The sequence below is a fragment of the Vibrio glycogenivorans genome (assembly GCF_051660965.1).
GTDB lineage: Bacteria > Pseudomonadota > Gammaproteobacteria > Enterobacterales > Vibrionaceae > Vibrio.
Map to the genome: position 1 here is coordinate 108465 of NZ_JBPVIS010000012.1, position 25602 is coordinate 134066.

Consider the following 25602-nt stretch of genomic DNA (forward strand, 5'->3'; position numbering starts at 1 on the left):
GCTAGAGGCACTAACTTACTTCTTATCAAGCGATTGACAAGCTCTCACCCAGCAGTTGATAGATCTCACCACCAATAAAGCGCGACTGCCCTTGGAGTTGATGCTCAATTCTGATCACCTCATTCCACTTCACCATGCGTTCACTGCGCGTAAAGGAGCCGACCTTAAGTTGGCCCGCATTGGTGGCAATGGCCAGGTGACTGATAAAGGCATCCTCTGTCTCGCCCGAGCGCGCTGAGACCACAGGCAACCAACCCGCCTCTTGGGTTAAGCGGATCGCATCGATGGTTTCTGAGACCGTACCAATCTGATTCAGTTTGATTAACACACTGTTGGCCAGCTTTTGCTCGATACCAAGTTTGATGCGTTCAATATTGGTGGTGAACAAGTCATCACCGATCACCTGCACTTTGTCACCGACCTCGGCAGTAAAGCGCTGCCACATGGCAAAATCGATATCTGCAAAGGGATCTTCAATCGATAAGATGGGGTATTTTTCACACCAGTCGAGCATTAATTGCAAGAACTCTTCTGAGCTATAACTCATCCCATCGAGTGGTAGATGGTATTTACCTTCAGAGTAGAGATCGCTCGCCGCGATATCCAGAGAGATCGAGACATCACGCCCTGGTTGATATCCTGCCTTTTCGATCGCCTCAACCACAAAATCAAAGATCTCGGCGTGGCTGTCAAACGTAGGCCAAAATCCGCCCTCATCAGCGGCGCCCGCCAGTAAACCTCGACTCTTAAGTAGATTTTCTCCGGTACGATAGATGTTGTACGTCACCTCAAGGGTCTCTTGATACGTCTTGGCCCCGTTGACAATCAACAAAAAGTCCTGAATATCGGTGCGCCATTGTGCATGGGCGCCACCGCCAACCAGTTGAATTTCGGGTAACGGTAGCAAGAAGTCCGCATTTTGCGGCGCTAGGCTTCGATACAAGGGTTGCTTGATGGCTTTAGCCTTCGCATCGGCAATCGCAAGCGATACTGCGAGAATCGCATTAGCGCCTAAGCGACTCTTATTTGCTGTACCATCAAGCTCACACATCTTATTATCCAGTATCTTTTGGCACTCGACACTCATCCCGAGCAACTCTGGTTGAATGATGTCCTTGATATTAGTAATCGCCTGATACACCGACTTGCCAAGAAAACGCGACAAATCGCCATCACGCAGCTCCAAGGCCTCAAACTGCCCGGTCGAGGCACCCGATGGCACCGTGCCCATTCCTACCTCTCCGGTATCAAGGGTCACTAACGCTTCAACGGTTGGCTGACCGCGTGAATCAAAAATCTGATAGGCATCAATTGAAACAATGTTCATGAGATTTTACTCCGTTAAGGATAGTTTCTAGATTAAATTGCTGTTTCTCAATGGCAGAGCAACACCACTCGCGAACGCTCTGTTGCTGGTATTGGCTCAGGTATTCCACCGGTGATTTACCATCGACGCGAGCGAGTGCCATTAACAGTGTCAGCTTGGCCACCCGCTTCTCATCGACCAGATCAAATTTTTCCTCGCCAAGCACATCGCGATAGGTGTTAACAAAATCGCTGGCGAGCACCAAGTAGTTTGGATCATTGAAGTGATGTGATTTGAGCAGCAAGTGATGAAGCATAAAGGCGACATCAAACGCGGGGTCGCCGTACCAGGCCACTTCACAATCCACCACCTTGATCTTCTGTCCCGCCACTAAGATATTCTTGGGACTAAAGTCACCATGGACCAAGCAATACTTGGTCTCAGCCACTTCTTTGCAGGTCTGCGCTATCAAAGGTGAGAGCGTCGGATAGCGGGCTTTTAGGCTTTCAAAATACGGCGATAGGCGCAGTTGATGAAAGTTCTCATCTGAATCGAATAAATCAATCGCTTCTCTGTCTCGCCAACTGACAAGGTGGATATCTGCCAGCGCAGTCGCAATTTGATGCGAGACTTGAGCATCAAGCTTGCGCTTCATTAAGTACTTCTTCCAATCCTTGAACTGCTCGGGAAAATACTCCATGACAAACAAACGCTCTTGCTCTAGAGCGTGAAGGATTTTTGGTACGTAGTGGGGAAAGCGCTGCCCTACGTATTTTAAGTAGCGTTGCTCGTACAGGTTACGACTGGTGCAAGCAAACCAATCTTGCTTGACGCGCAGTTTTTCAAGGGCGCGCTTGGCGACAAAGCGACGCTCACCATCTTTGATCAAATAGATCTCGCAGCTCACCCCACCAGTCAGTGGGGTGGCTGTGGCACGATCATTTGACACGATTTGGTGTTTCTTTAAGGTGTCTAAAATCATGCCTTACCTCAGCGAATAGCCGCAACAGACTGATGGCGCAGGTAACCCTCAAAGGTGGCTCTACTATTCACACCACCACCACAGCCACTTTGGTTACAGGCCCCGTAGTGCAAGCCGTACTCAAATACGTTATGCGCGTTAATCCAGCTGTTACCCGCCACCAACTCTGCAGCGATCCGTTTGGCTTTCGCTCCGTCTTGAGTCCAAACACTGTTTGCCAAGCCATAAGGGTTAAGATTGGCTCTCTCCACCACCTCGTCTTCGTCGGTAAACTTGAGCAAAAATGCCACTGGGCCGAAGATCTCATCTTGTGCCCACGGGTTATCATCACTGCCAGCGAGTAGGGTTGGCTGAATAAAATACCCACGGTTGAGATCACCCGACATCGCTCGCTGACCACCAGTGACCACCTCTGCTCCCGCTGCCTGCGCCTCAGCGATACACTCAAGCACCTTAGACATCTGTTTCTGGGTGCACATTGGCCCCATTTCCGTGCTGTCATCGAGCCCATTACCCAGTTTCAACGCCTCAAACTTAGCCTTGGCCTTGGCGACAAACTCATCGTAGACTGACTCATGCACATACCAGCGAGAGGCGGTACAACACACTTGTCCTGCGTTGAGCGTGATAGCACCCGATAGCCCTTCAACGGCCAGGTCAATATCAGCATCTTGACAGATCACTGCTGCGCCTTTACCGCCAAGCTCTAGCTTAGCGGGGACTAGGTTACGCCCGCAAACTTCACCAATTCGACGACCCACTTCCGTTGAACCAGTAAACGACATCAGTTTAACTTTAGGATGATTCATCAATGCCTCACCCACTACACCGCCGCGTCCAGGCACGATATTGACCGTCCCTGCAGGGAAGCCCGCCTCTTCGATCAACTTGGCAAAATACAGCGTTGAAAGCAGGGTTTCTGAGGCTGGCTTGATCACGACCGTATTACCTGCAGCCAGCGCCGGTGCAATACCCCAAGCACACAATGTCAGCGGGAAGTTCCACGGGAAAATAAACCCGGCCACGCCGTAAGGGCGCTTGACCGTCTGGCTGTCTGTCACTTCTAGGCCAAGCTCACGCTCATATTCGGCCTCAACAGCTACCTGAGCATAATACTCGAAACACTGAGCACAGAACGGCACATCAAAGCCTGCCGCCGCGGCAACCGGTTTACCGACATCGATACACTCTAACTCGGCTAAAATCTGGCAATCGCGCATCACCAGCTCAGCGAGTTTCAGCATCTTATCGGCGCGAAATTCGGGGGTGGTTTTCCGCCAGGTTTTGAACGCCTCGTCAGCAGCGAGCACGGCTTTATCGACATCTTCCGCATCACCAAGTGACACGGTCGCAATCGACGAGCCGGTGGCCGGGTTATGTGCGCCTATCGTATGTTTCGATTGCACCCATTCGCCATTGACTAAAAATGGCATCGGGTTGGTCTCAACAAAGGCAAGGGTTTGTGGGTGTAGGTTTTGGATTGTCATGGATAACACTCCTGTCTCAATCAGTTATTGGGTAGTTTCACTGCATTTTTCTTAAAATAATCTTTGTGTTTGTTATCTGGTGCTGCGCTCAAGCCGCGCAAAAAGAGCGCAGGCCCAGCACAAAATGGCTGAGCCTGCACAAGTCGCTACTTGGCGATGCCAAGCGGCGAGAAGATGATATAAAGCAATATCACACCCAGGCAGATCGCCACCGAGAAAGGTTTGGCGTGCTTCCAAGGTTTAAGCTCAACCGCATTGGCCTTTTTCGGCTGATGTGCCTTCGCTTGTGGGAAGAAATAGCCAATTACCATCATCAGCACTGCGACTGACACAAACAGTAAGCCGGTGAGATGAAGGAAATGGATATCGGGTTGATAGACAAAACTGGTCAATGCATAGGCAACCATAAACACCACAATACCAATATTGGCTGCCATGGCAGGTACGCGACGGGTGATCAAGCCAACTACAATCACGGTAAACATCGGCGCCATGTAAAAGCTATTAATGGTTTGAAAATACTGATAGAAACCCTCTGGCGCATAGTAGATAAACGGCGCGACAAAGATGGCAAACAGACCGATCACCGCGCCAAAACGCTTACCGACTCGAACCAAGTCGCCATCTTTCGCCTTAGGGTTAAGCAAAGGCTTGTAGACGTTTAGCGTAAATAGGGTCGAAGTACTGTGCAGAACGGAGTTAAATGAACTTAGGATGGCGCCAAACAACACCGCCGCAAAGAAGCCTACCAATGGGGTCGGTAGTACTTCACGCACTAGCATCGGATAAGCCACCTCGCCATTGGGCAAGTCAGGACCAAACATGGCAAAGGCGATGATACCCGGTATCAGCAGGAACATAGGACCGGCAAGCTTGAGCATGCCTGCCCACAGTACCCCTTTTTGTCCTTCCGCGAGATTTTGTGCGCCTAACGCACGCTGGATAATCGATTGGTTGGTGCCCCAGTAGAACAGGTTAAGGATCAGCATACCGGTGAAGAAAGTCGAAAATGGAACCGGGTCGTCTTTACCACCAATGGCATTCAGTTTCTCTGGGTGCTCGGTCATCAAGTGCTGGAAACCGGCGATAACGCTGCCATCCCCCAGCGCTGCCAGGCCAAACATAGGGATTAGGATCACGCCACCAATCAGTAGGCCAACGCCATTAAAGGTATCTGAGTAAGCAATGGCTTTTAAGCCACCGAAAACCGCGTACGCCGCACCAACCAAACCAATCGACACCACCATGACCCAGATAGCGCCCCAGTAAGAGACGCCAAAGATGCCCGAGATATCAAAGATACCACCAAGGGCCACCGAGCCGGTATATAAGATTGGAGGGAGCAGATTAAGGATATAACCGAATAAGAACAAGAAGGTACAAAAGTACATCGTACTCTTGCCAAAGCGATCCTCGATAAACTCAGGAATGGTGGTCACCCCACCACTGAGGTACTTGGGCAACAGATACAGCGCCACCACCACTAAGGTCAATGCCGCACAGACCTCCCATGCCATCGGTGTCATATTGGCGGTATAACCCTGTGCGTTCAAACCGACGAGCTGTTCCGTCGAAAGGTTGGTGAGCATCAATGATGAGGCGATCAGCACCCCGGTCAGGCCGCGACCGGCAAGAAAATAGGAGTTAGCAGACTCTTGCTTGGTCGATTTACGTCGTACCTTGTACCAAGAGCCAATGGCGACAGCGCCTGTTACGAGTGCGAAAGAGATTGGAATAATCATAACTCGTCCTCTTTTTGTGAGGTGATTGCGGTCGACTGTTGTCCAATCAACAGCGCCGCCCAGGTTATTATTGGGCAACGACTTCTCTCGCTCATCGTACTACTCGGCAACCTATATCCCTGATTCCTTTGGCTGCATTAACTCAGCGAATTAAGACGCGCATGGTAATCCAGGAAGGTAGAAGATAACCTTATCAGTTGGGGAAATATCTGATTACAGCATTAGGGCTCTTCACATTCCTAACTAAATTCATCTTATCGGGGGTAGCGCAACGATTCTGCGCAGAAATTCGCCTAAAATAGTTAAAAATTAGCATTAGATAAAAGCGTGAATTAGATCACTCGCAAATAGATTTATTTACCTAAATAATCTATCGACAGGCTGAATATGGAAGGGGCAATGTGAAACCAACGGTTGAAAACATTTCTAGAGATCATCACTCTTTTACGGCATATGAATTTGAGTCGAGTGAGTTCGAGCATCCGTATCATTTTCATCATGAGACAGAGCTGGTATTTATTACCAGAGGATTTGGTAAGGTATTGATTGGTAATACAACTTGTGACTTTCAGGCGGGTGATATTTTTTTAATTGGCTCTAACGTCCCGCACCGTTTTCAAACTGCGCACGGTGAAAAGCAACCCTTGTTTTCCTATGTATTACAGTTTACGCCGGATTGCTTTGGATCTCTCTTTACTGAAACACCAGAGCTGGATCGCATTGCCAAAATGATAAGTCACGCAAAGCATGGCATGGTCATTCGTCACGCCCCAGAATCATTATTCTCGTCAATGACGGAGCTTATTCAAGCCAAGGGCGTGAGCTCAGTAATTACTTTTTTGCGACTGTTATCGGAAGTGAACATCAATGCTCAATTGGAGTTTTTATCCACTCAGATAGAGCAAGACACTGAAATTCAGTCAACGACAAAAATTCATGCATCGATAGAATGGATTAATAGCAACTATCATCGCGAGATCAACCTGGACGATATCGCCCAACAGACCCATATGAACAAAAATGCGTTTTGTCGTGCGTTTAAAGCCCAAACTGGAACATCACCAATGAGTTATATTACTCAAGTTCGGATTGAGGCCGCCGCAAACCTGCTATTAAAGAGCGCTAAGGGGATCGCCGATATTGGTTTTTCCGTCGGCTTTCCCACCGTTTCAAGCTTTAATCGCAACTTCAAACAAATTAAAGGGGTTTCACCTAGCATGTATCGTAAGATGACCTCTAGTTTTACCAGTTAGCGTTCGATAATAACAATAGAGGTAGGCAGATTAATTTGCCAAAATGAATAATCAACTTGGTAATTCAAGGTAGTCCACTTGGATGACCAGTGCACAGCATATTAAGAAAACCACCCACAGTGCTACAATCGCATATAAGCTAATATCTCTACCTTTCATAGGTGCTCCGCTAAATTCTTAACATTAAAATATAATTTGTCTATTTACGACATTGAGATTAGTAACGACAAAGTATCGAGCCCCCCTAAGTGACCCTCACTCGTTTATTTTCTCGATTTTCGCCCTACCTTGTTTGATAGAAAAATAGGGGCAAGGATCATCACTACCATGACTGCGATCCCAGAAAACAATACCAAGCCGACAAGGCTATCCATCGATAATCTTCCTTTTTTGAAATATCGTAACTTGGCTATAGTTAACCTTAACCCTTGCCTGGCTAATAGGTCAGTTAGCGACAAATGAGATTCTGCAGAAGATGATATGAGAAGGAGGAGGGTTACTCCTCACCGACTGGCCAGTTATCGAATTGGATTCGCTCGTCACTGATGTAGTACAAGGTATCTTGAGGGTTGATCACGGTAGAGAGATTGACATTGAGCACCACGGCATCCACGCCCTGACGTCTCAGGCCGATGATGGTTGCTTCAGTTTCTTCCTTAAACAGCATAAACACATCACGCAGCACAAAGCTGTGCTTACCGGTCACCTCAATGCTGTATTGGGTTTGTCCATGGGCGGCGGAAACCAGCTCGCTATGGACCAGTGAAGAGCCTGAATCAATCACCGATTTGGCAAGCAGCTCGGTGCTCAGGTTTGAAATGACCTCCGCATTGGGGCACTGCTGTTTTAATATCCGTCCCTTAACGATATCAATAAAGTGCGCCACCAAATGAGCGTTTTTGTTCAGTTGGCTGACAAACAGCGCGATGGTCAGGGTATTTTCGTCACTATCGGTATCGACAATAATACAACTGGCGCAATCAAGCGCTACCCGACTGAGCTCCTCCTCATTGGTAAAAGAGGGCACGTTGATAAAGTCCACCATATCGGGCATCGGATTTTCCGCTTGCTCACACGAGACCAAAACAATTTTACGCACCTCTTCACGAATGAGTTGTCGGATTAATGACGGTGTGCGATTGCGATTGTAGCCGATAACAACAATGTGATTTTTGTGAGTTACTGTGTGCATTCCTTTGATTTTCCTATACCAAATGCTAGCTACCCTAGCGACAATTTTACCGGCAATCAGACCAAACATACCGATAGCGACGGGAATAACAAAAAAGGCGGTAAAAAGCTGGCCGAGCTCGGTGCTTGGACTGAAATCGCCATACCCCACCGTACTTCCCGTGACCACCAGTAAATAGACAAAGCGGATCGGTGAGGCGATCAACTCACTTTCTCCCAACAGGAAATACACCGCGTAAACGATCAGCGCAAAACCGAGTGCAATCGCACCGGCGTTGACCCGACTCAGGCCCTCTGCCAGTTGTGAAAAATAATCGTCCCAGAGCTTAATCAGCTTTTTAGTCATCTGCATAACGTCAATTATTACGAATATCGATAGTATTGAGCATAAAGCCTGTCGAGCGAACCAGCTCCCTCTCAAGGCGTTGCGTGACGGTGTTGTGTTTCTCTTCAGCGCTGACGAGCAGCATCTCTATATCTAAGTGGGGGTTGTCCACATGGCGAAAATAAGCCATACAGAACTGATCCGTCTCTGACACAGTGCCGTCGCGGTGATAGGTGGTCTCAGTTAGCAGCTCAACCTGCTCCCCCTGCCATGACTGCTCAAAGGTATGACCATCCAGATCGTAAGTGCCAGTAGCCACTTGACTCTCGAGAAGCGTTTGCCAATCGGCCTCAATCACCCCTCTGGTATCAAAGAAATACCACAGTGATAACTCTTGAATGTGTTCACCATCGAGTTGGATCTGCAAAAACGCCTCATCGTCGGTGTAATAGCGGACGATTCTTCGCTGCAAATCAAGCTTAACCACCCCAACCGCTTCGATGACCTGATCTGGATTTGCCCCATCAATGGTCAGTGACGTCTGGATCAAATCAAGCTTAATCGGGTCTATGGTCAACGATGCACCTAGGCGCAAGCCAAGCAACTCAGGCGGTCCTGGCCTTGTTGTCAGCTCTGGCGTCGATTTCGCGCCAAATAGTTTTTTTAACGAATCAAACATAGCTGTGCGTCCATCACCTGCTTATCAGGCGACTCGCTGGCCGCCTGACTATCAAGCCCAGTTACTTACTCTTTACCAGCAAGAATACGTTCAAGCTCCGACTGCGCCGCATCGGATTTACCCGCCTTTGCAGCTGCGATCTCGGCATCAATTCCTTTTGGTGCTTCCGCTTCTGCCGCCAGTTCAGTGGCGGCCTCAAGCTCCGCCGCACGGCTTTTCTGACGTTTCTTGGTGCGTTCAAGGGCTTCAAGCGCAGTCTTGGATTTCGACTCCAGACCTGCGGTAACGTTGAGTGTTGCGGCTTGAGCGCGCTGGAGCTTCTCAGTACTCTCAATTTGCGCTATCTCTTGCTCCATCCCAGTGATCTGCTCCTTGAGATTTTGCACGATCGCTATCATCTTGTTCTCGTTGGCCAAAATCGTGTCGCGCCTTGCCACCGCCGCTTCGAGTTTCGGCCTTTGATTGGCAATCTCAGCAGCTATCTTGGTCGCCATCTCCATGTTTTCTTGAGCCGCAAACTCGCGCACGTTCTCCTCATAGCCAGCAATCTTCGCTTGCAGCTCAGCAATCTCATTATCAGCCAACTTACGCTCACCTCGGGTTTTGGCGATATTCTGATCCAGTGTCTGGATCTCCGCTTTCGCCTCACGCGTGGCCTGCTGTAGTTCAGGGATGGCGTTCTTATCCGCAATCGCTTCAACTTCGTTATTAACGATGCCTTTTATACCTGTCCATAGTCGTTTAAATGCTGACATAGTGACCTACCCTTTAATTAGTTTCCGTTGTAACACGAAGAAAATCGGCTGAAAAATCCAATAACTCGGTGATGTTTTGGTACAACATCACCACCTCTAACTCGACATTCTCAAGTTTAGAATCTGCTGAGAGCGCGCCAAACGCAGCATAAAACTTTTGCTTAGCAACAATCGTCTTACCTATCGACGTGAGTGGCAGTTTTTTCTGGGCAAACATCATCAAATCATCAAACTTAGCGACATCCTCAATCGCCTCAACCGGAAACAGCAAAGACTCGATAATCATCTGATGCTCTGTCAGGATAAGGTGCGCTAACACGCCATCCTCATTGACAATCGTCAAGCCCCCCTCAATCTCCTCAACGGTCCAGTTATGATCCGATGCGACAAGATGCGCTCTGATATCTTCTAGTGCCATGTTAAAGTTCCTTTTATTCAAAAAATACATGCGGGACGAAACGAGCAACGTCATTGGTGATCAGCCTGTCGGACTCTCTAAACGAGATCCCACACGCAGTACGACCAATCATCCACGACCCAACCACACATCGTCCACGACCAAATTCGACCAGCGGTGCGTACGCTTGGCTAATAAAGCCTTCGGCGCCATAGTGACCAGAGGTTCCCTCAATACACGCTCCATTCATCACAATGCTGATATTCGCGCCTTCACGACTGAACACGGGTTTCATCACCCTCTGCGGGATCTGCTCTGCTCGCGGGTCGTCGGCAAAATAGCACTCAAGCAGATTCTTGTGTCCCGGATTCAACTGCCACATGATTGGCAGCAGGGCTTTTGAGCTCAGCAATACCTTCCACAGCGGCTCAATAAACACGCACCCACTCTCTGCAATATAGTCGCCATACTCATCAAGCAGCGCAAATTCATAGGGATAAAGTGAAAACAAGTTATCGATTGGCTTGGAATTGTGATCCGCAAAACGATTCTCCACACTGAGCTGGATGTGATTGATGTCGACGATTACGCACTCCAACCCGGCCTCTTCAGCACATGCTGCTAAATAGGTCACCGTACGCCAGTCCTCTGAGGAGGTCTCGTCACAGGTCAAATGGAGGATGTTCGAGCGCAATGGTTTAGCTCGTCTTAGATAGGCGAATTGCGTGATGATGCGCTCATCAAGCAGGTTAAATTGGTCAGCGTGCCTGGGCAACTTGCCCAACTCTACACACTGACGCATCCAGTCCCAAGCCGCCACTGAAGCCTCAAACAATGAGGTAGGCGTCTGCGCATTGTACTCGAGTAGTTTTGGCTCACCGACGCCATCCCAAGCGAAATCAAATCGACCATAGAGATAACTCTTGTCAGTTTGCCAAGAATCACGCAACAGCGGATGATGGCGGCTAGGCAGCCCAAACCGATCGAGTAAGTTATGCTCAAACACATAATCGACGGCCTCAACGGCCAAGCAGTGCAGCGCTTCACTGACGACATCGATATGATCAATCTGTGCTCGAGTAAGCTGGATATAACGATCTTCACACCAATAAGGGTGTCGACTGGATACCTCGTAGAAATCGAACCCGAGCTCAAGCAATCGTTGCTGCCAGTCTTTGCGAGGTTCAATATCAACCTGAAACATGACGCGCCCTACCCGCCAAAGCCACCAAATGAGCGCCCGGAACTGCCAAAGCCGCCCTTTGATTTGGTTTTCACTGGCGTAGTGCTTTTATAGGTACTGTTGGTTTTTTGCGCTTTGGTCTCTAATTTTGAGCCTGCCCCGCCTGTCGTCATGGTGCCAACCCGCGCCGTACCGGAAGACACTCGATACTGGTCACAGTTATTGCGCCCTGATTGTAGGCACTGCTGATAGCGCTTGGTGCGCTCACGCTCGCTCAGGTAGTCCCCGGTTTCATCGATCACTTCTGAGAGGATATAAGCCCCAAGCAGCGAATTCACCAACGACCCACTCTGCGAGCGTCCATTCGCTGTTGAGTCCTCGCGTTCTTGAATATTGGCAACCTGCTCTAAACGTGAGGTCGGCAACGGCTTCGCATAATCACGACTGAGGTCGAGATTAAGACCGTCCATATCTCTCAGATCGGCAATCTCTCGACCATCTGCCATAAACGCCTGACCATAGAGAATAAGGGCAGGATTGAGCGTGGTGAAAAACGGCTGGGCGAAAGACATATTGGCGTCTTTGTGAGTAATAAAACCGGCCATACGCGGCGACCACACCCCTTGGTCATCTTTGACACAAATATTGGCACCAAAGTCTCGGTTACACTCTTGCTCAAGCATGTACTTCAGCGCCGTGCGTTTGGCCTCTTGCTCTGCCAGTTTATAGGCAGCATCACATTGACCTGAAAGGGTTTTCTCACAGGTGTCCATACTAGTAAACGAATAATAGGGCTCACTCTTAGTATCGCATCCACCTAGGGTGACCACGGCACCGATACCCAAAAACAGCACGATGGGCGCACGGTCGCCGATCATATGCCGACCTAAGTTCACGTGACCTTGTTTTTTATTCACAACATCACCTCTTAGTAAGTCATTGAGCCAGCGTTAAGCAATCCAACGGCAATATACATCGCTGCAGCCACCACTGCGGCGCCAACCTCGTTATTTTCTATTCTTTCAACGAACTTGGGCATAAAGACAAAACGGACGATGATGATCGAGATAACCTGAGCGAACAGTGCAACTAACGACCAGATGGCGAAATCAATATAGTTGACGGCGTTTTGCAACACACCATTAATTGCGATACTAAAGCCCAGCAAAGATCCACCAAGCGCAACCGCCGCCGCAACGTTTTTCTCTTCTTTGATCAAGCGCCACTCTTTATAGGGCGTAATGGCGATAACGGTGTACTTAAAAATCAGCAGGGTCATCAGCGCAGTGGCAAAATAGGCGGCAAAGTTACCCAAAGCGAATAGATCGATGTAGTCCATGTAAAACGAGTCCTCTGTTTTTACCCACCGAGAAAACACGTGATCAAATACAACTTCACTCAACCAGTGGTCATAATGAAAAGCCTTGGTGATTACTGTAACAGACTGGAGTGTTATGAAAAGGATGTTTATTTTTTATACAGAGGAAAGGTTTTTGATTCTGTGTGAGCGCACAGTTTTGTTACTTATTGTTGATTTGAAGAGTAATAAGACGTGGTACAGAGCAGCAAGGTAGATTAGATAGATTGGCTGGCTTATGTGACTTGATATTGCTTTGTAGCACAATACAGATTAGTCCCATAAGCCAGAAATTGGCGATACCTAAGTAACCTTAGCTAATGATGTTTTCCCCGCGATTCTCTTTTTGCTCAATCGTCACAGGCCAACCTTGGTAAATGTTATCCAGGCTGCCATCACTGATATCGGCTAAAAAGCGATAGGCGGTGCAAGTGTAGGTCAGGTTCTGGGTGTCAAATTCAACCAGCCCAAAACCGCTACCCTTTTCATTGGCATGCACATATCGGTTAGCACTCTTGCCGACGACAGGGTTAGCGACGGCATAGACATAGTTTTTACCACCAAATGCATCGGTTGATTCACCCGTGTGTGGCAGTCCATGAGCTGGAACATTCTCGCGCTTGATCCCGACTGAATCTGGCACCCAGTATCGTTGCCAGCCAGCTGCAATGGCAGGCACCGCAAACGCCCAGTTACTGTCTCTTTGTTTCTTAACACCATACTGTGACAGTGAGGCCAAGTGCGTATCACCACAAATGTGCAGTGCCATCGAATCACGAATGGCGTCAATCGCGCGGTTTCTGCCACTTAGAGGCCAACCGTTACTATCAAAGTCGTATTTCAAGTAATTGTTTGGTCCGCCGCTGTGTGTAGACAAACTAGCCCAGGTAGTTTGGCTCAATGCCGCTTTGAGCTTATGCGAACCCCAGTTTTGACCCCACTCAATCAAAAACGCCTCTTGGGTTGGACCAAGTAATTGCAGGTCATCACGATCAAGATCGGGATTAAAGTACAAAGGATCTTCATCTTGACCCGTTTTACCCACTAACGCATTGACTCTATCTGGACCGGACTTGAACTGACGGTCTGACAAGATAGCAAAACTAACGTCACTATAAACCAGCTCACCAAAGTACGCGGTGATCCCGTTAAGGGCTTCTTTCGGCATCTGCTGATACGGTGCTGGGTGGTGCGAGGTGTGAGTTTTATGCACCACGTTCACAAATGTTGGTGTGTGAATAAATCCAGTCAGGGTCGATGCACCAGGGTCGCGCTCTGGGTTTTCCATTGGCACTCCACCTTCGCCCCAAAAGTTACCCTGTAGCACATCGTGATCATCTGGAATACAGATCGTCGGTGCAATGCTCATTGCATCGCGGAACGCCCAACCGAATAAATAGTATTTGCGCAAGTAACACAGAATAGACTTGTCCTCTGGAGAGCGAACCAAGCCAAATCCACCATGGCTTTCATAGAGTTGATCACCCGAAAAGAACAGAATATCTGGGTTACTGCGCTGCACATTCTTCACCAATGGCTCGTAGGGGTAAGCGTAGTAATTTTGACACGTAAACGCGGCCATCTTCAGCGGACGCCCTTTTGGCTCTGCCTTAATGATTCCCGGCCACTCGTCTTTTGTCACACTGCCATCTTTATGTTTCTCTTGATAGACGACTTTATATTCCACCTCTTTAGTCGCATCCCATGAGTTGATCTCAAACGTTGCCACCCAAGCAAGCGGATCGAGCTTAGCGGTAGCGTGTTTGACCCACTTACCATCGAGCTTTAAGTGAAGTTCGAGCTCTTGTGTATCCTGGGAGCCCATGGGACCCGTAAATCCAGTGAGCTTGAGATCGTGGCCATCTGCCGTCTTATTCACCGTATACATAGACCATAAAACAGGCCCAAATCGCTGAGCCTCAATCACGTTAAAAGCTGCCCCTCGCACCTGCCAGTCTTCAAAGCGATATTGAGATCCTCGCAGCTCTGCAGGTAAGTCGTAAGCTCGCGTCGATGGAATTAAGAAGTTGCTCACCACGGCGATATTACCTAACAGCTCATCACTCGATACAATATTGGTCAGTTTGCCAAGCAGCTGACCACCGCTTACCGAGTAGGCTTCGAGTACAAGAGTGATCGCGCCAGCAACTGCCGTTCCACGCAGCTTAAGAAGTACCTTGCTTTCGCCAATATCCTGCGCCATCGACAGTGTTTTAGTACCCAGAATCAGTTGATTGCCACGATATCCAGCATCATACGCTTTCTCAACAAAACAGTTACTGCGATATTCGTTGATTTCACTTCTGGCCCCTAAGCGCAGACAGGCCCCACCATCTTGTGCCAAGGTCTCAGTGCGCTGAGCGATAACCGACATTTCAAATCCAGCTTGAGGATTGTTGATTTGGTGGGTCAATAAGTGGACGCTGCGGTTTCCTCCCTCAACAACGGTCTCTACACCGCCATTACGGATCACCCAGTCGTCCATTGGGTTTGCCCAGTATTCGCCGCCAAGCCAAATACGATCATTGGTGTTGCGCCAACGATCGTAAAAATCCGCAGCTGACACTGGAAGCTCTTGTGCCTCTGCTTGAGCAACAGCATTAGATAAACCATAATGAGCAACGCCACCAGCAACGATGGTGCCTCCCACCGCCTTAAGCATATTACGCCTAGAAATATTCTGTTCCATGACTCTACCACTTTGACTATTCAATAATTAAGCTCACTGACACATAACAAAGACTCAGTGAACGACACTTATAATATCCCGATACCCCATTGCAAATAGGCAAGTCTGCTCTCTAGAACAAGCACTTACCGGGGATTCAGAACATTTCTGAGGTTAAGTCAATTTGATTCACATCAGTTCCAAGTCTATCCGCATTCGACTAACACCAACTCAACGCTCTCGATACCCAACTGATCTCGATAAACTGTTTCAACCAGATTTGCTTGGGTATAACTAACTCCGATTCAATGATAAAAAACACACCAGGCAAGTACACAACCAATTGAGATTATTGGTTTACCTGTCACATTTTTGATTGGTTTTAGTCGATTTTAAGTTCTATGGGAGGAGGGATATAAATTTAGCGTGATTTGATTTATGACCTAGGCAATATTTACGTATATTTTTTATGTCAAAATTTATTAACTCATATTAAGGATATATTGCGTTAGATTATTTAAGCGCTTAAGAATTGATGGATAAAAAGCCGATAGGATCGCTTATCCTGACAGGTTGGATCGCGTGAGTATGTAAGCAGGCTTATTATTTGTCACTTCAGGCAGATGCATTATGATATAGAAAGGAGGGTAAGAAGGTCATCATAGAGGCGCTAACATCGCCTAAACTAAAGCGAGTCATGATGAGCCAAGCATCTGATTAGCCTCATCAAGCCCTGTTTTATCTACCAGTATCTCCATCGAGATGTGCAGCTCTGCGAAATCAAGATCATTGATGCCGGTCGCATCAACAAAGTCGAGTTGATTGTCTATATACTCCTGGCCAAGTTGCAAGTAAATACCACTATTGACCTCAGTAAATTCCTTGTGGTCCTCTTCACAACCTACTAAAGACATAAGTAAAATGAGGAGAACAACATTAAGTACGAACAGGAAATTAATCCCTTTTCTACTTTTCCCAACATTGAATACCATATATACCGACCTAAACTAATAAAACCCTTCAACTCCCTAACAATGAATCAACCCCCTTATCGGATCTATCCATATCGATTTTGAACAGTACGTTTTTCTATGCACTGGGCTTAGTATAACAACTGGCCAACCAATTTTACGTGATCTTGGTAACGAGTTGGCGATTAGATGGGCAAAAAATAGCAATCCTGGTAAAACCTAACAAAACCACCGCTAATCAGTAGTTTAATTGATAACCATGTCGCATTTTTTATAAAAACTTCGTCTACCAATCGTGATACATCAACCAATTGCAGGAAAATCCCATTTTCATGTCACAGCTTTGGTTTACCATTGCTTTATTACGGGATCGCCTAAGGCCGAGCCGCCGAGCCCAAGATTGATTTAACTACCTAGACTATGGTTTTTCAGTTAGGTCTGTGAACTGAGGCTAACCTCAAAATCGTCGTTGAGGTTAAAAGGTGGGAGAGTCGAACCAGGTGAGAGTGGCATGTTGGCAATTCGCAGTGTGACTATTTTTAGCAAAGAAATAGGTTTAACAGAGAATTATGTTTGCCAAACAACATGCCTACCACAAATGGCAGCATTCACTTGTCACAACGCCGATGCTCACCCCCGGAGCTCCTATCGCGCATTATGTTGAGCAAGTGAATGCTGACATCCTCTAGCGTAAAGTATTGTTTGTCTTTGAGTGAATCACGAGTCCGCGAGCGCTAAGCCTCATTTTCGCCAAGTAACTGCTCGACTAATTCAGGCACTAGTATCGTCGCATCTCCTTGGCGTGACTCGTGAAATTCCTCACACAAATCACCTGGCTCTAGATTCACTTCGATACAATGCGCGCCGTACGATTTGGCGGCATAGACGAAGCCAGCGGCTGGGTATACTTTACCCGAGGTGCCAATCGCGACGAAGAGATCGGCGTTGGCAAGCAACTGCTCAATCTGATTCATGAACTTAGGCATCTCCTCAAAAAAGGTGATCCACGGTCGAAGCTGCTGAGGGGTAGCGCAGCAATCACACAAGTCCTCACCTAAACGAATATCCCCTTGCCAATCGATAGGCTCTTGTGAGATGGGACAGCACGCTTTTAACAGCTCACCGTGCATATGAAACACATCAGAGCCACTTTGCTCATGGAGTGGGTCGACATTCTGTGTGATGATTGAAACCTGACCTGGATAGTCTTGTTGTAATTTGGTGAGCGCGACATGGGCTGGGTTGGGCTTGATACTGTGTACCTTGCGCCGCAGGGTATTGTAAAAGTCTAAAACCCGCTGCGGGTCGCGCTCGAGCGCCTGAGGACTGCACACTTCCATCACTGGATGCTCATTCCACAGTCCATCTTTGTAACGAAAGGTCTGCATACCCGGGCTACTGGCTGAGATCCCAGCTCCGGTCAAGAAAACGATATTTTTTGCTCGCATTGATAAGTCCCTGTGCTTTGATACCCGAGTAACTTATCACACTTTTTATCTCAACTATTCGCTGATTAACTGAGTTGCTAATGTCCCCCACTCTGTCTTGCTAAAGCGAGGAGATTGACTTCTCCAAGTACAGAAAACACGCGCCAGAGACGATTTGTTGATAAGAAAGCTCACCATGATCAATCACACATTCATCTGAGTAGCTGTATGCCTTAGGCAGATAACGTCTAGTCTCAGACCTCACCATAGACAACCAAGTATCCCCGAGATTGCAAATCTCGCCGTATAAAGAGACATGGTAGCTGCCTAACAGTTTGCAGTGTTGAGCGAGACAAAAGCCTATCGGCCTCGCCAACTGGTGTAAGTAGTGCTCATAGTATTGTGGTGATTGCGCCAAACGGTGAATAATTTGTGTCGCAGCGCTTAAATCGCTAAACGCACTATCACCTGCAACCATTGTCTCGACGCTCTTGAGTGAACCATACAGCTCAAGGCAATCGACAGAGCCACACTGGCAAGGCCGGCCCTCCATCGCTGCAGTGGTATGGCCGATATTGGAAGCAATGATCATTTTTCCCTGTGTTGGACTCGCCTTAAGCGTCACCGCCCCCACACCATGGTCAAGCAGCACGATGGAATGATCAGGATTATGGGTTTGCCCAAGCCATTTCTCCGCCAGCGCCATACACACACAATCATTCTCCACCTCGACTTGAACATCAAAGCGCGTTTTTAGTAGGTAACTTATCTCCACAGGCTCTGTGAACCCCATGCTCCCCATTGATACTGAGGTACCACTCTTGCTGTCCACTTCACCAGAGAAAGCCAGCGCTATCTTCACCTCGGTGTCGGGTAGCTCTCGCTTGGTACCCATATAGACACCTGATATGGCCTCGACAATATCGCTCGGGCTTTGAAAGTTAACCGAGGTGCGTTTAAGACTGGAATCAATCTGATAACAGCTGTTGGCCAACAAGGTCGTGATACAGTTTGGCAGCACATGAATACAGAGGATGACGTAATCGTGTCGGACTAACTCAAGGTGGGCTTTGTTTCTCTTACCCGTTTGGGCTTGAGGATCACTGACAAACGATACCAACCCCCGTTCAATAAGCTCGTCGACCAAGCTGGATATGGTTGGAATGGAAATATTTAACGCCTGAGCAAGGGAAGACCTGGATATGCCTCTGTTGAGCGCGATATTCTCTAATACCATCCGCAGATTATGCTGACGTACCGTTTGGATATTATTACCGAGCAGCCGCACAACTAATGTCTCCTTAGTTAACTCTGTGACTCTTTCATAAACATTAACCTGTGCAAAATCATACCATGCGACACTCGACAACCACACAATTGGTTGACAAGTGTTACTGCATATAAGGGATAAGTCACATATCACGCCAAAGAGCAAACATCGTGGTTTAAAAATCCCCTTTCCAATCAGCAATAAACCTAGCCACTTCCCAGAGGAAAAATGATGTCACAGCCCAATATCTTACTCATTATGCCAGACCAATTACGACTCGATTTCTTGGGAGCCTACGGTGCCAAATTTTTGCGCACACCGACCATAGATCAACTGGCAAAAAAAGGCACCACCTACACCAACGCCATCTCTCCCTCCCCAATGTGCGTACCTGCGCGCTCATCATTGATGACAGGGATGAGTGCCGAGGCGAACGGGATTTTAGAGAACCAGTCTTGGATTCGCCCCGATCACGAACAGATGAATATCACCACCTGGCCCAAACTTCTCACCGATGTGGGTTATAAAACCGTCGGGATTGGTAAAATGCACTTCTACCCATGGGATATCAACGAGGGGTTTGAGACTAGGGTGATTGCTGAGGACAAGCGTCACATCTCGGTTCAAGATGATTATCACGATTTCTTAGCTAACCTTGGTGAGAGAAAACGCCATGGCAATGATCTCCCCGGTTATGATGAGACCAAAGGGGCTGCCATCAATCCACTTGATGAGCAACATCACGTCGACCGTTGGGTGGCCAAACAGGCTTGCAACTACATTCAATCCCTCGAAGAGGATGCTCCGTTTGCGATGATGGTTGGCTTCCCTGGGCCACACTGTCCTTATGATCCGCCGCTATCAGAGTTGCAGCGAATTAACCCCGACCAGGTGCCTGCGGCAATCAAACCCACTGATGAGAGCCTGTGTCACTATCAACAAATCATGGATGCCTACGAACTGCCTTGGGCCAACACTGATATTAGCAACCTCAATGACGATGAGATTCGCACCATTCGCCATCACTACGCAGTGTTAGTTGAGCGAATAGATGAAGACATTAAAGCGATCCTCGAGACACTCGAGTCCAAGGGTAAGCTGGAGAATACCGTGGTGATCTTCTGCTCTGATCACGGTGATTACTTGGGTGATTATGGCCTACTCGGTAAGGCTCCGTTCCATCAATCGAGCATCAAGATCCCGATGATTGTTAGGGACTTTCGTCAGCCTCAAGCCAAATCCGAACTGAACCACAGTCTAAAGTCGATTGCCGATTTATTCCCAACCATCCTCGACTACGCTGGCGTTGCTCACCCCAACCAGCCTTTGAATGGTCAGTCTCTCACTGTTGACTCAGACGAGCGTGTCATTCTCGGTGTGACCGTCTATGGCGCAATGGCAATGACCAGCACTTACAAACTCAGTCATTACCTCAATGGAGCGAAGTCCTTGTTTAATATTGCTTGCGACCCAGAAGAGCGCCATAACCTTATTGACATCAGCGAGCACAAACCCATACAGTCACAACTCGAATTGGCGCTGGTGACTGGGCTAATCAATGGATTAAGAGCGTCAAATCACGACAAGCGCGTGCCAGAAAGTGAGCCAATAGTGACCACACAATTTCACAAGCGTGACTGGCAGCGACGCTACCCTAACGCCTATTAAACCAAAGCCTATCCTATAGAGCCGAGATCGCTCGGCTCGTTTTTATTGCCAACACAACCGGCCCCCTACCCCGCCCTTAACTAGCCATCGTCGACGCGATGAATGGCTTTAATAATTGAATCAACAGACACGACAAAGGGTTAGTAAACATACCAATAAAGATCAAAGTAAATACCAGTTACTTTGATTAACTGCCCATTGTTCAACCTTTCTTACAAATTAGTAGACAATACAGTCGACTAACTAGAGTTATTAGTCTAAGTTCTCCATGCGTCACAACATTGTCTTGGTGAACATGTGATAGACAGAGAATTACTCTGAACACCAATAACTTAACTAACAATTACACAATAACTTAAGGTTGAAACATGAAGAAGAGGATCTACATCCTGGCCATTGCAGCAAGCCTGCTGTGCCAGTCGGTGTTTGCCCAAACCAAAACACTCTATGCCAATAACCCTAACCCAAGAGCGACGCTTATCGATTGGATCAATGACGAATCCGTCAGTGATATCCTGATTAAGCCCGGCACCTATAACTTGCAAGGCACTCTGGCGGTCAACCGTAACAATAACCTACGCATTCGCGGTACCACCTGGGGCTACAACGGCGCCAGCAACACACCAGGTACGCAATCGATTGAGACAACACTGAGCAATACGCGTTTTCGCTTTGATAACCGTGCCAGTCACCTAACCTTTCAAAACCTCAAGATCACCGCAGATACTGCGGGCAGCGTTCTAATCTACGATGATGCTGAACTCGGCCGTGAGGGTAAGGTCGACATTATCAACGTCCATATCGAAGGTGGCTTGTACAGCATCATGGGACGCGCGGGCTTTGGTGGCTTGATCAAGCACACCACCATGAACAACTTTGCGTTTATCGGCATCCTATTTGACCGCCATTCACAAGAGCGCACCGGCGAGTATATTGTGATTGATCGCTCCAAGTTCGCCCCAGATACGCGCAGCGGTAGCCTGTCATGGGAAAACCGTTCCGTTTCCTTTGACGCGGGTAACTCAGAGTTCCCTTATGTGTGGGACTTCCAAGGCTCAAAAATTATTGGCTCACACTTTGTCAATTCAGGCTTTGCCTGCTCGCGCTGTAAAAACATGACGATTAGCGACAACACCTTTACTTATAGCAACGGTGTGGCAGGTATCCAATCGATGGAGGCGATCCACCTTGAGGAGTTTTCATCCGACTTCGAGATCCACAATAACAAATTTGAATTCAACAGCTCTAAAGGCCGTGGCATTTACCTAGACCTTGAACTGCAAACAGCGCATGACGTTACTATCACTGGCTCAAAAGTCCATGGTGAATACGGTAGCTTCTTTATGGCCGAGAGTGCGCAAAACGTCACGATTCGTGACACCGTATTGGGTCCAACGGCGAAAGGCACCCACTTCGTCAACAACCAGTCATCGTTCCACCATCGCGGCGAAAACCTGGAGTGGAAGATCCAAGTCAGAGGCGATATTGACCTAGATATTCCATATAACTATAACGCTGCAACACACGGCAAAATCACCGAAGGATTCAGTGAGGACAAACTTCTCGACCCAGACTTTTTGCCCGAGGCCGGTGACTACTACATTGAAAATATCCAAACTGGACAGCGTATCTATGCCGACTGGCAATCAAAAGAACTAAAGCTTGGCTCAAGCAGCGCAACATCGGCTAACTACCAGTGGAAGCTGACCAAGGTCCACAGCCCACATCGCTTCTTTAACTTTACCGTTAACAGTGTTGGCATGCCGGATGTGTTTTGGGAGGTGGACCAAGGCTTTACCGCCGCTCACTTCCAGAGTGACACCTTCCCAGTCCTTGAGGTGAAAAACTATACCTACGCCGATGGCGAGATCTACAGCGGTCATATCAACGCCCCGTCTTGGGTGATCCGTCAGGCGCAGCACGAAACCGAAAGCAACGCCTACTATTTCCATCCCGGCGGTAATGAACGACGGGCTCGCATTGGCTATACAGGTAATGACCTCACCTTAAAACCGGCGATGCAATATGATGATGAGAATAAGTTAAAATATATGGACTGGATGTTTGGTCATCAAAGCCATAAATGGCGTTTAGTGCCAGTTAAATAATGACCTTGGCAATTGGTGGCATTATTTGAACCAATGTCACCAACTTTCAGCGATTATTTTATTGAGTAAACATCACCTGCCTAGCCCAAAGGCTTTGAACTGGTCGGTTATTATCTCCCATTATATCGTTAAGCTTCTTCGCTTGTGCTTGAGACAGGGATTGAGTATTGGTTAATACAAACCAGCGCACACCCTCAGAGCAAGGCGGGGTCGTCAGTGAGCCATTATAACGGTAAAACGAGTGATAGTCTGGCAGCATGTCCGCCACCGCAAACGTATTTTGTAGCGAATAGCGCGTACCCTCACTTGGTAGCGTCTTGCTCAATTTGCCAATTTCACTGTTTTCTGTGTCAATTTCATACATCACCGATACAACCGCCAAGTTCCCCTCACTGTCGGCATGAACAAAGTGTGCCTCAAGCGGGTATGAGCGATCTCTGATCAGGTTTTCCGATGGAGTATGGAAATGAAACTGCTTGAGGTCAAACTGCATACCATCCACCAATAAGGTATTATCTCCCTCAATCGCCGCTTGAAGGGTATGTCCATTATTGTAAAGCTGCGTCACCTCGCCGGAGTAATCAAGGTCTAACTCTTGGTGCGAGGCGCTAACAGTATCACCAAGATTTATCGGGCTTTGGTTTTTCCCGTCCATACACAGCTTAGAGACTTTGCCCCACTTGTCCGGTCCATTATCCTCGCCGTATCCCCACCCAGAGGCAGAGACGACCCCTGATACAAATAATAACGTCAATATACTGATATTTTTCATCTTATTGTCCTAGCCAAAAACCTCTAGACAAATTATTCAATCGTTATATCCAAGGCAAGGTTAACTAACATTTCAAATATGCAATGAAATTAGAGATTTAATCACTATTTACTCAATATTAATTGGTATAAACAACAAGGTAAAAACATCATAAACAGCACACGCACACCGCTCAATTATCAATCAGTTTTGGACGAAAAATATGGCAACAAAACCATGAAAAAAAACCACCAGCACAACTGAATTTTGTAAAATATTCGGCAAAAATCCCTAATTTGGTGCATTTTGTGTTAAATTACGTGACTTGGGATTAGTTGTTGGTACTTCAATGCTGGCTTGACAAGGGCTGAGGTTCTATTTCTCACTGTCGGATATCGACACGCTAATCGTAAATTTCCTAAACAAGGAGTTGTTCGCAGCGTTCGTTGAATCGAGCATGCACAAACCTCATAACATGAGTTATAAATCAAACAAATACAGTATAGATTCTACAGACTACCAAGTTGGTCAAGATAACGTTACTAAGTGGGGCATGGATGTCCACAACACCGTTTTCACCGCTTCTGCCGGTTTATCTCTTCTTTTCATTATCACCCTTTTAGTGCTCTCACCTGCAGACGCCAAAGCCGCCATCGACGCCGTCAAGGGCGCTGCGCTGTCCAAATTTGACTTCGTCTTCATGTGGGGAGCCAACATACTGCTTCTATTCGCTATCGGCATTGCCTTCTCTCCACTGGGCAAAATCCGCCTAGGGGGCGACAAAGCTACCACCGACTACTCAACCCTGTCTTGGATTTCGATGCTGTTTGCCGCTGGCATGGGTATCGGTCTTATCTTCTGGGGCGTTGCAGAGCCGACTGCGTTTTTCACCAACTGGTTTGGCACTCCGCTTGATGTTGAGCCGTTCACTGCTGAAGGTCGTGAACTTGCGCTTGGCAGTGCCGTGTTCCACTGGGGCTTCCACGCCTGGGCAATCTACGGCATGACCGCACTCTCACTTGCCTACTTCGTTTACAACAAGGGCCTACCGCTAGCAATTCGCTCGGTTTTCTACCCACTGTTGGGCGACCGTGTATGGGGCAAGATTGGCGATGTCATCGACGTGATGGCAGTCCTGGTTATCCTATTCGGTCTAGCGACGTCACTGGGTCTTGGTGGCACTCAGGCGGCAAGTGGTATTAGCCACGTATTTGGCCTTGAGAACAGCCTGTTCCTACAGCTGGCGATTATCCTAACCATTATGGCGCTGGCGATTATCTCTGTGATCCGGGGTATGGACAGCGGCGTTAAGGTGCTCAGCAACCTTAACATGGTGATTGCCTTCTTGTTCCTTGGTTTTCTGACGATCCTTAACTTCACCACCACGCTTGACTCGTTCTTTACCGGTGTCACTGGATACGTGAAAAACATCATCCCACTGAGCCAAAGCGCCGGCCGTGAAGACACAACCTGGCTGCATGGCTGGACCGTGTTCTACTGGGCATGGTGGGTCGCTTATGCGCCATTCTTCGGTATCTTTGTTGCACGTATCTCGAAAGGCCGTACCATTCGTGAATTTTTGATCTGCGTGCTGGTTATACCTACCATCGTGACCACGATGTGGATGACCTTCTTTGGCGGTATCGCTATCGACCAGATCATGAATAATGTCGGCCTGCTCGGTATTGAACAAGGGATCACTGACGTCTCACTCAGCCTGTTCTACATGCTGGATGCCTACGCAATTGGCAACATCCTGTCGGTTATCGCGGTTGCCTTGATCATCGTGTTCTTTGTTACCACGCTAGATTCGGGTTCAATCGTTGTCGACAGCATGACCGCTGGCGGTAAACTTGAGCTGCCTATCAAGCAGAAAGTCGTGTGGGCGGTGATCTCAGCGCTTATCGCGATTGTTATGCTGTGGATTGGTGGCACGGATTCGATTCAAGCACTGCAATCGATCACGATTATCGCGGCACTGCCATTTACTCTTATTCTGGTACTGGGCTGCTTTAGCCTACTGCGTGGTTTGTTGACTGAGGTTAACCCGAACAAACAAGCTCCGCGACAAACCGCTTAAGC

20 protein-coding genes are annotated in these 25602 nt (G+C 47.9%); 4 read left to right on the top strand and 16 right to left on the bottom strand.

Annotated elements, in window-relative coordinates; translation table 11 throughout:
* Positions 1 to 25: 25 nt before the first annotated feature.
* From eno to ACSTTG_RS19730, 4 genes are all read right to left on the bottom strand, one after another.
* Positions 26 to 1327: a phosphopyruvate hydratase gene (gene eno / locus ACSTTG_RS19715; protein WP_438457194.1), complete on the bottom strand. Its 1302-nt coding sequence runs from the start codon at positions 1325 to 1327 to the stop codon at positions 26 to 28.
* On the bottom strand, positions 1308 to 2255 hold the full coding sequence (locus ACSTTG_RS19720; protein WP_438457193.1) for a phosphotransferase family protein: 948 nt from the start codon (positions 2253 to 2255) through the stop codon (positions 1308 to 1310). Before ACSTTG_RS19720 ends, eno begins: the two co-directional genes overlap by 20 nt.
* Before the next feature lie 41 nt (positions 2256 to 2296).
* Positions 2297 to 3775 (bottom strand): aldehyde dehydrogenase family protein, encoded by a 1479-nt coding sequence (locus ACSTTG_RS19725; RefSeq protein WP_438475926.1) that lies wholly within the window; start codon positions 3773 to 3775, stop codon positions 2297 to 2299.
* Positions 3776 to 3921: 146 nt separating this feature from the next.
* Entirely contained in the window at positions 3922 to 5517 is a 1596-nt protein-coding gene (locus ACSTTG_RS19730) for a solute:sodium symporter family transporter (protein WP_438475927.1), read from the bottom strand.
* A 401-nt stretch (positions 5518 to 5918) separates the two neighbouring features.
* Here ACSTTG_RS19730 and ACSTTG_RS19735 point away from each other — a divergent pair, with 401 nt between their 5' ends.
* A complete protein-coding gene (locus ACSTTG_RS19735) occupies positions 5919 to 6770 on the top strand; it encodes a helix-turn-helix domain-containing protein (RefSeq protein WP_438457190.1) in 852 nt (283 codons plus the stop codon).
* A gap of 496 nt (positions 6771 to 7266) precedes the next feature.
* Here the strand turns inward: ACSTTG_RS19735 and ACSTTG_RS19740 are convergent, their stop codons facing one another.
* The 11 genes from ACSTTG_RS19740 to ACSTTG_RS19790 all read right to left on the bottom strand — a co-directional run bounded on the left by ACSTTG_RS19740 (position 7267) and on the right by ACSTTG_RS19790 (position 19011).
* Positions 7267 to 8307: an ion channel gene (locus tag ACSTTG_RS19740; protein WP_438475929.1), complete on the bottom strand. Its 1041-nt coding sequence runs from the start codon at positions 8305 to 8307 to the stop codon at positions 7267 to 7269.
* A 10-nt stretch (positions 8308 to 8317) separates the two neighbouring features.
* Entirely contained in the window at positions 8318 to 8965 is a 648-nt protein-coding gene (locus tag ACSTTG_RS19745; RefSeq protein ID WP_438475930.1) for a DUF2491 family protein, read from the bottom strand.
* A gap of 65 nt (positions 8966 to 9030) precedes the next feature.
* Complete coding sequence (locus ACSTTG_RS19750; RefSeq protein WP_438457187.1) at positions 9031 to 9720, bottom strand: PspA/IM30 family protein; 690 nt, start codon at positions 9718 to 9720, stop codon at positions 9031 to 9033.
* A gap of 13 nt (positions 9721 to 9733) precedes the next feature.
* Complete coding sequence (locus tag ACSTTG_RS19755; protein ID WP_438475931.1) at positions 9734 to 10138, bottom strand: DUF2170 family protein; 405 nt, start codon at positions 10136 to 10138, stop codon at positions 9734 to 9736.
* A gap of 13 nt (positions 10139 to 10151) precedes the next feature.
* Positions 10152 to 11321, bottom strand: coding sequence for a glutathionylspermidine synthase family protein (locus ACSTTG_RS19760; RefSeq protein WP_438475933.1), 1170 nt, complete (start codon positions 11319 to 11321; stop codon positions 10152 to 10154).
* 8 nt (positions 11322 to 11329) lie between these two features.
* Positions 11330 to 12217 (bottom strand): DUF1190 domain-containing protein, encoded by an 888-nt coding sequence (locus ACSTTG_RS19765; protein ID WP_438475935.1) that lies wholly within the window; start codon positions 12215 to 12217, stop codon positions 11330 to 11332.
* 11 nt (positions 12218 to 12228) lie between these two features.
* Complete coding sequence (locus ACSTTG_RS19770) at positions 12229 to 12639, bottom strand: DUF350 domain-containing protein (RefSeq protein WP_438475936.1); 411 nt, start codon at positions 12637 to 12639, stop codon at positions 12229 to 12231.
* A gap of 331 nt (positions 12640 to 12970) precedes the next feature.
* The gene (locus ACSTTG_RS19775) at positions 12971 to 15346 is read right to left on the bottom strand and encodes an alkaline phosphatase D family protein (RefSeq protein ID WP_438475937.1); all 2376 of its coding nucleotides are present in this window, start codon (positions 15344 to 15346) and stop codon (positions 12971 to 12973) included.
* A gap of 674 nt (positions 15347 to 16020) precedes the next feature.
* On the bottom strand, positions 16021 to 16239 hold the full coding sequence (locus tag ACSTTG_RS19780) for a hypothetical protein (protein ID WP_438475938.1): 219 nt from the start codon (positions 16237 to 16239) through the stop codon (positions 16021 to 16023).
* Positions 16240 to 17030: 791 nt separating this feature from the next.
* Positions 17031 to 17744 carry an NAD-dependent deacylase gene (locus tag ACSTTG_RS19785; RefSeq protein ID WP_438475939.1) on the bottom strand — a complete coding sequence of 238 codons (714 nt, stop codon included), beginning with the start codon at positions 17742 to 17744 and terminating at the stop codon, positions 17031 to 17033.
* Between the two features lie 100 nt (positions 17745 to 17844).
* Positions 17845 to 19011, bottom strand: coding sequence for an ROK family transcriptional regulator (locus ACSTTG_RS19790; RefSeq protein ID WP_438475940.1), 1167 nt, complete (start codon positions 19009 to 19011; stop codon positions 17845 to 17847).
* A gap of 213 nt (positions 19012 to 19224) precedes the next feature.
* Here ACSTTG_RS19790 and ACSTTG_RS19795 point away from each other — a divergent pair, with 213 nt between their 5' ends.
* Positions 19225 to 20661 (top strand): sulfatase family protein, encoded by a 1437-nt coding sequence (locus tag ACSTTG_RS19795; protein WP_438475942.1) that lies wholly within the window; start codon positions 19225 to 19227, stop codon positions 20659 to 20661.
* 368 nt (positions 20662 to 21029) lie between these two features.
* Positions 21030 to 22769 (top strand): right-handed parallel beta-helix repeat-containing protein, encoded by a 1740-nt coding sequence (locus ACSTTG_RS19800; protein WP_438475943.1) that lies wholly within the window; start codon positions 21030 to 21032, stop codon positions 22767 to 22769.
* Between the two features lie 58 nt (positions 22770 to 22827).
* Here the strand turns inward: ACSTTG_RS19800 and ACSTTG_RS19805 are convergent, their stop codons facing one another.
* Entirely contained in the window at positions 22828 to 23541 is a 714-nt protein-coding gene (locus ACSTTG_RS19805; RefSeq protein WP_438475944.1) for a carbonic anhydrase, read from the bottom strand.
* A gap of 454 nt (positions 23542 to 23995) precedes the next feature.
* Here ACSTTG_RS19805 and ACSTTG_RS19810 point away from each other — a divergent pair, with 454 nt between their 5' ends.
* Positions 23996 to 25600 (top strand): BCCT family transporter, encoded by a 1605-nt coding sequence (locus ACSTTG_RS19810; RefSeq protein ID WP_438475981.1) that lies wholly within the window; start codon positions 23996 to 23998, stop codon positions 25598 to 25600.
* The last annotated feature ends 2 nt before the right edge of the window (positions 25601 to 25602 follow it).

Bases quoted from the DNA above. Each gene is read 5' to 3' on its own strand.
- ACSTTG_RS19755 (WP_438475931.1), bottom strand. From the start codon at position 10,138: ATGGCACTAGAAGATATCAGAGCGCATCTTGTCGCATCGGATCATAAC.
- ACSTTG_RS19800 (WP_438475943.1), top strand. From the start codon at position 21,030: ATGAAGAAGAGGATCTACATCCTGGCCATTGCAGCAAGCCTGCTGTGC.
- ACSTTG_RS19770 (WP_438475936.1), bottom strand. From the start codon at position 12,639: ATGGACTACATCGATCTATTCGCTTTGGGTAACTTTGCCGCCTATTTT.
- ACSTTG_RS19750 (WP_438457187.1), bottom strand. From the start codon at position 9,720: ATGTCAGCATTTAAACGACTATGGACAGGTATAAAAGGCATCGTTAAT.
- ACSTTG_RS19725 (WP_438475926.1), bottom strand. From the start codon at position 3,775: ATGACAATCCAAAACCTACACCCACAAACCCTTGCCTTTGTTGAGACC.
- ACSTTG_RS19795 (WP_438475942.1), top strand. From the start codon at position 19,225: ATGTCACAGCCCAATATCTTACTCATTATGCCAGACCAATTACGACTC.
- ACSTTG_RS19740 (WP_438475929.1), bottom strand. From the start codon at position 8,307: ATGACTAAAAAGCTGATTAAGCTCTGGGACGATTATTTTTCACAACTG.
- eno (WP_438457194.1), bottom strand. From the start codon at position 1,327: ATGAACATTGTTTCAATTGATGCCTATCAGATTTTTGATTCACGCGGT.
- ACSTTG_RS19760 (WP_438475933.1), bottom strand. From the start codon at position 11,321: ATGTTTCAGGTTGATATTGAACCTCGCAAAGACTGGCAGCAACGATTG.
- ACSTTG_RS19775 (WP_438475937.1), bottom strand. From the start codon at position 15,346: ATGGAACAGAATATTTCTAGGCGTAATATGCTTAAGGCGGTGGGAGGC.
- ACSTTG_RS19745 (WP_438475930.1), bottom strand. From the start codon at position 8,965: ATGTTTGATTCGTTAAAAAAACTATTTGGCGCGAAATCGACGCCAGAG.
- ACSTTG_RS19805 (WP_438475944.1), bottom strand. From the start codon at position 23,541: ATGAAAAATATCAGTATATTGACGTTATTATTTGTATCAGGGGTCGTC.
- ACSTTG_RS19785 (WP_438475939.1), bottom strand. From the start codon at position 17,744: ATGCGAGCAAAAAATATCGTTTTCTTGACCGGAGCTGGGATCTCAGCC.
- ACSTTG_RS19810 (WP_438475981.1), top strand. From the start codon at position 23,996: ATGAGTTATAAATCAAACAAATACAGTATAGATTCTACAGACTACCAA.
- ACSTTG_RS19730 (WP_438475927.1), bottom strand. From the start codon at position 5,517: ATGATTATTCCAATCTCTTTCGCACTCGTAACAGGCGCTGTCGCCATT.
- ACSTTG_RS19780 (WP_438475938.1), bottom strand. From the start codon at position 16,239: ATGTCTTTAGTAGGTTGTGAAGAGGACCACAAGGAATTTACTGAGGTC.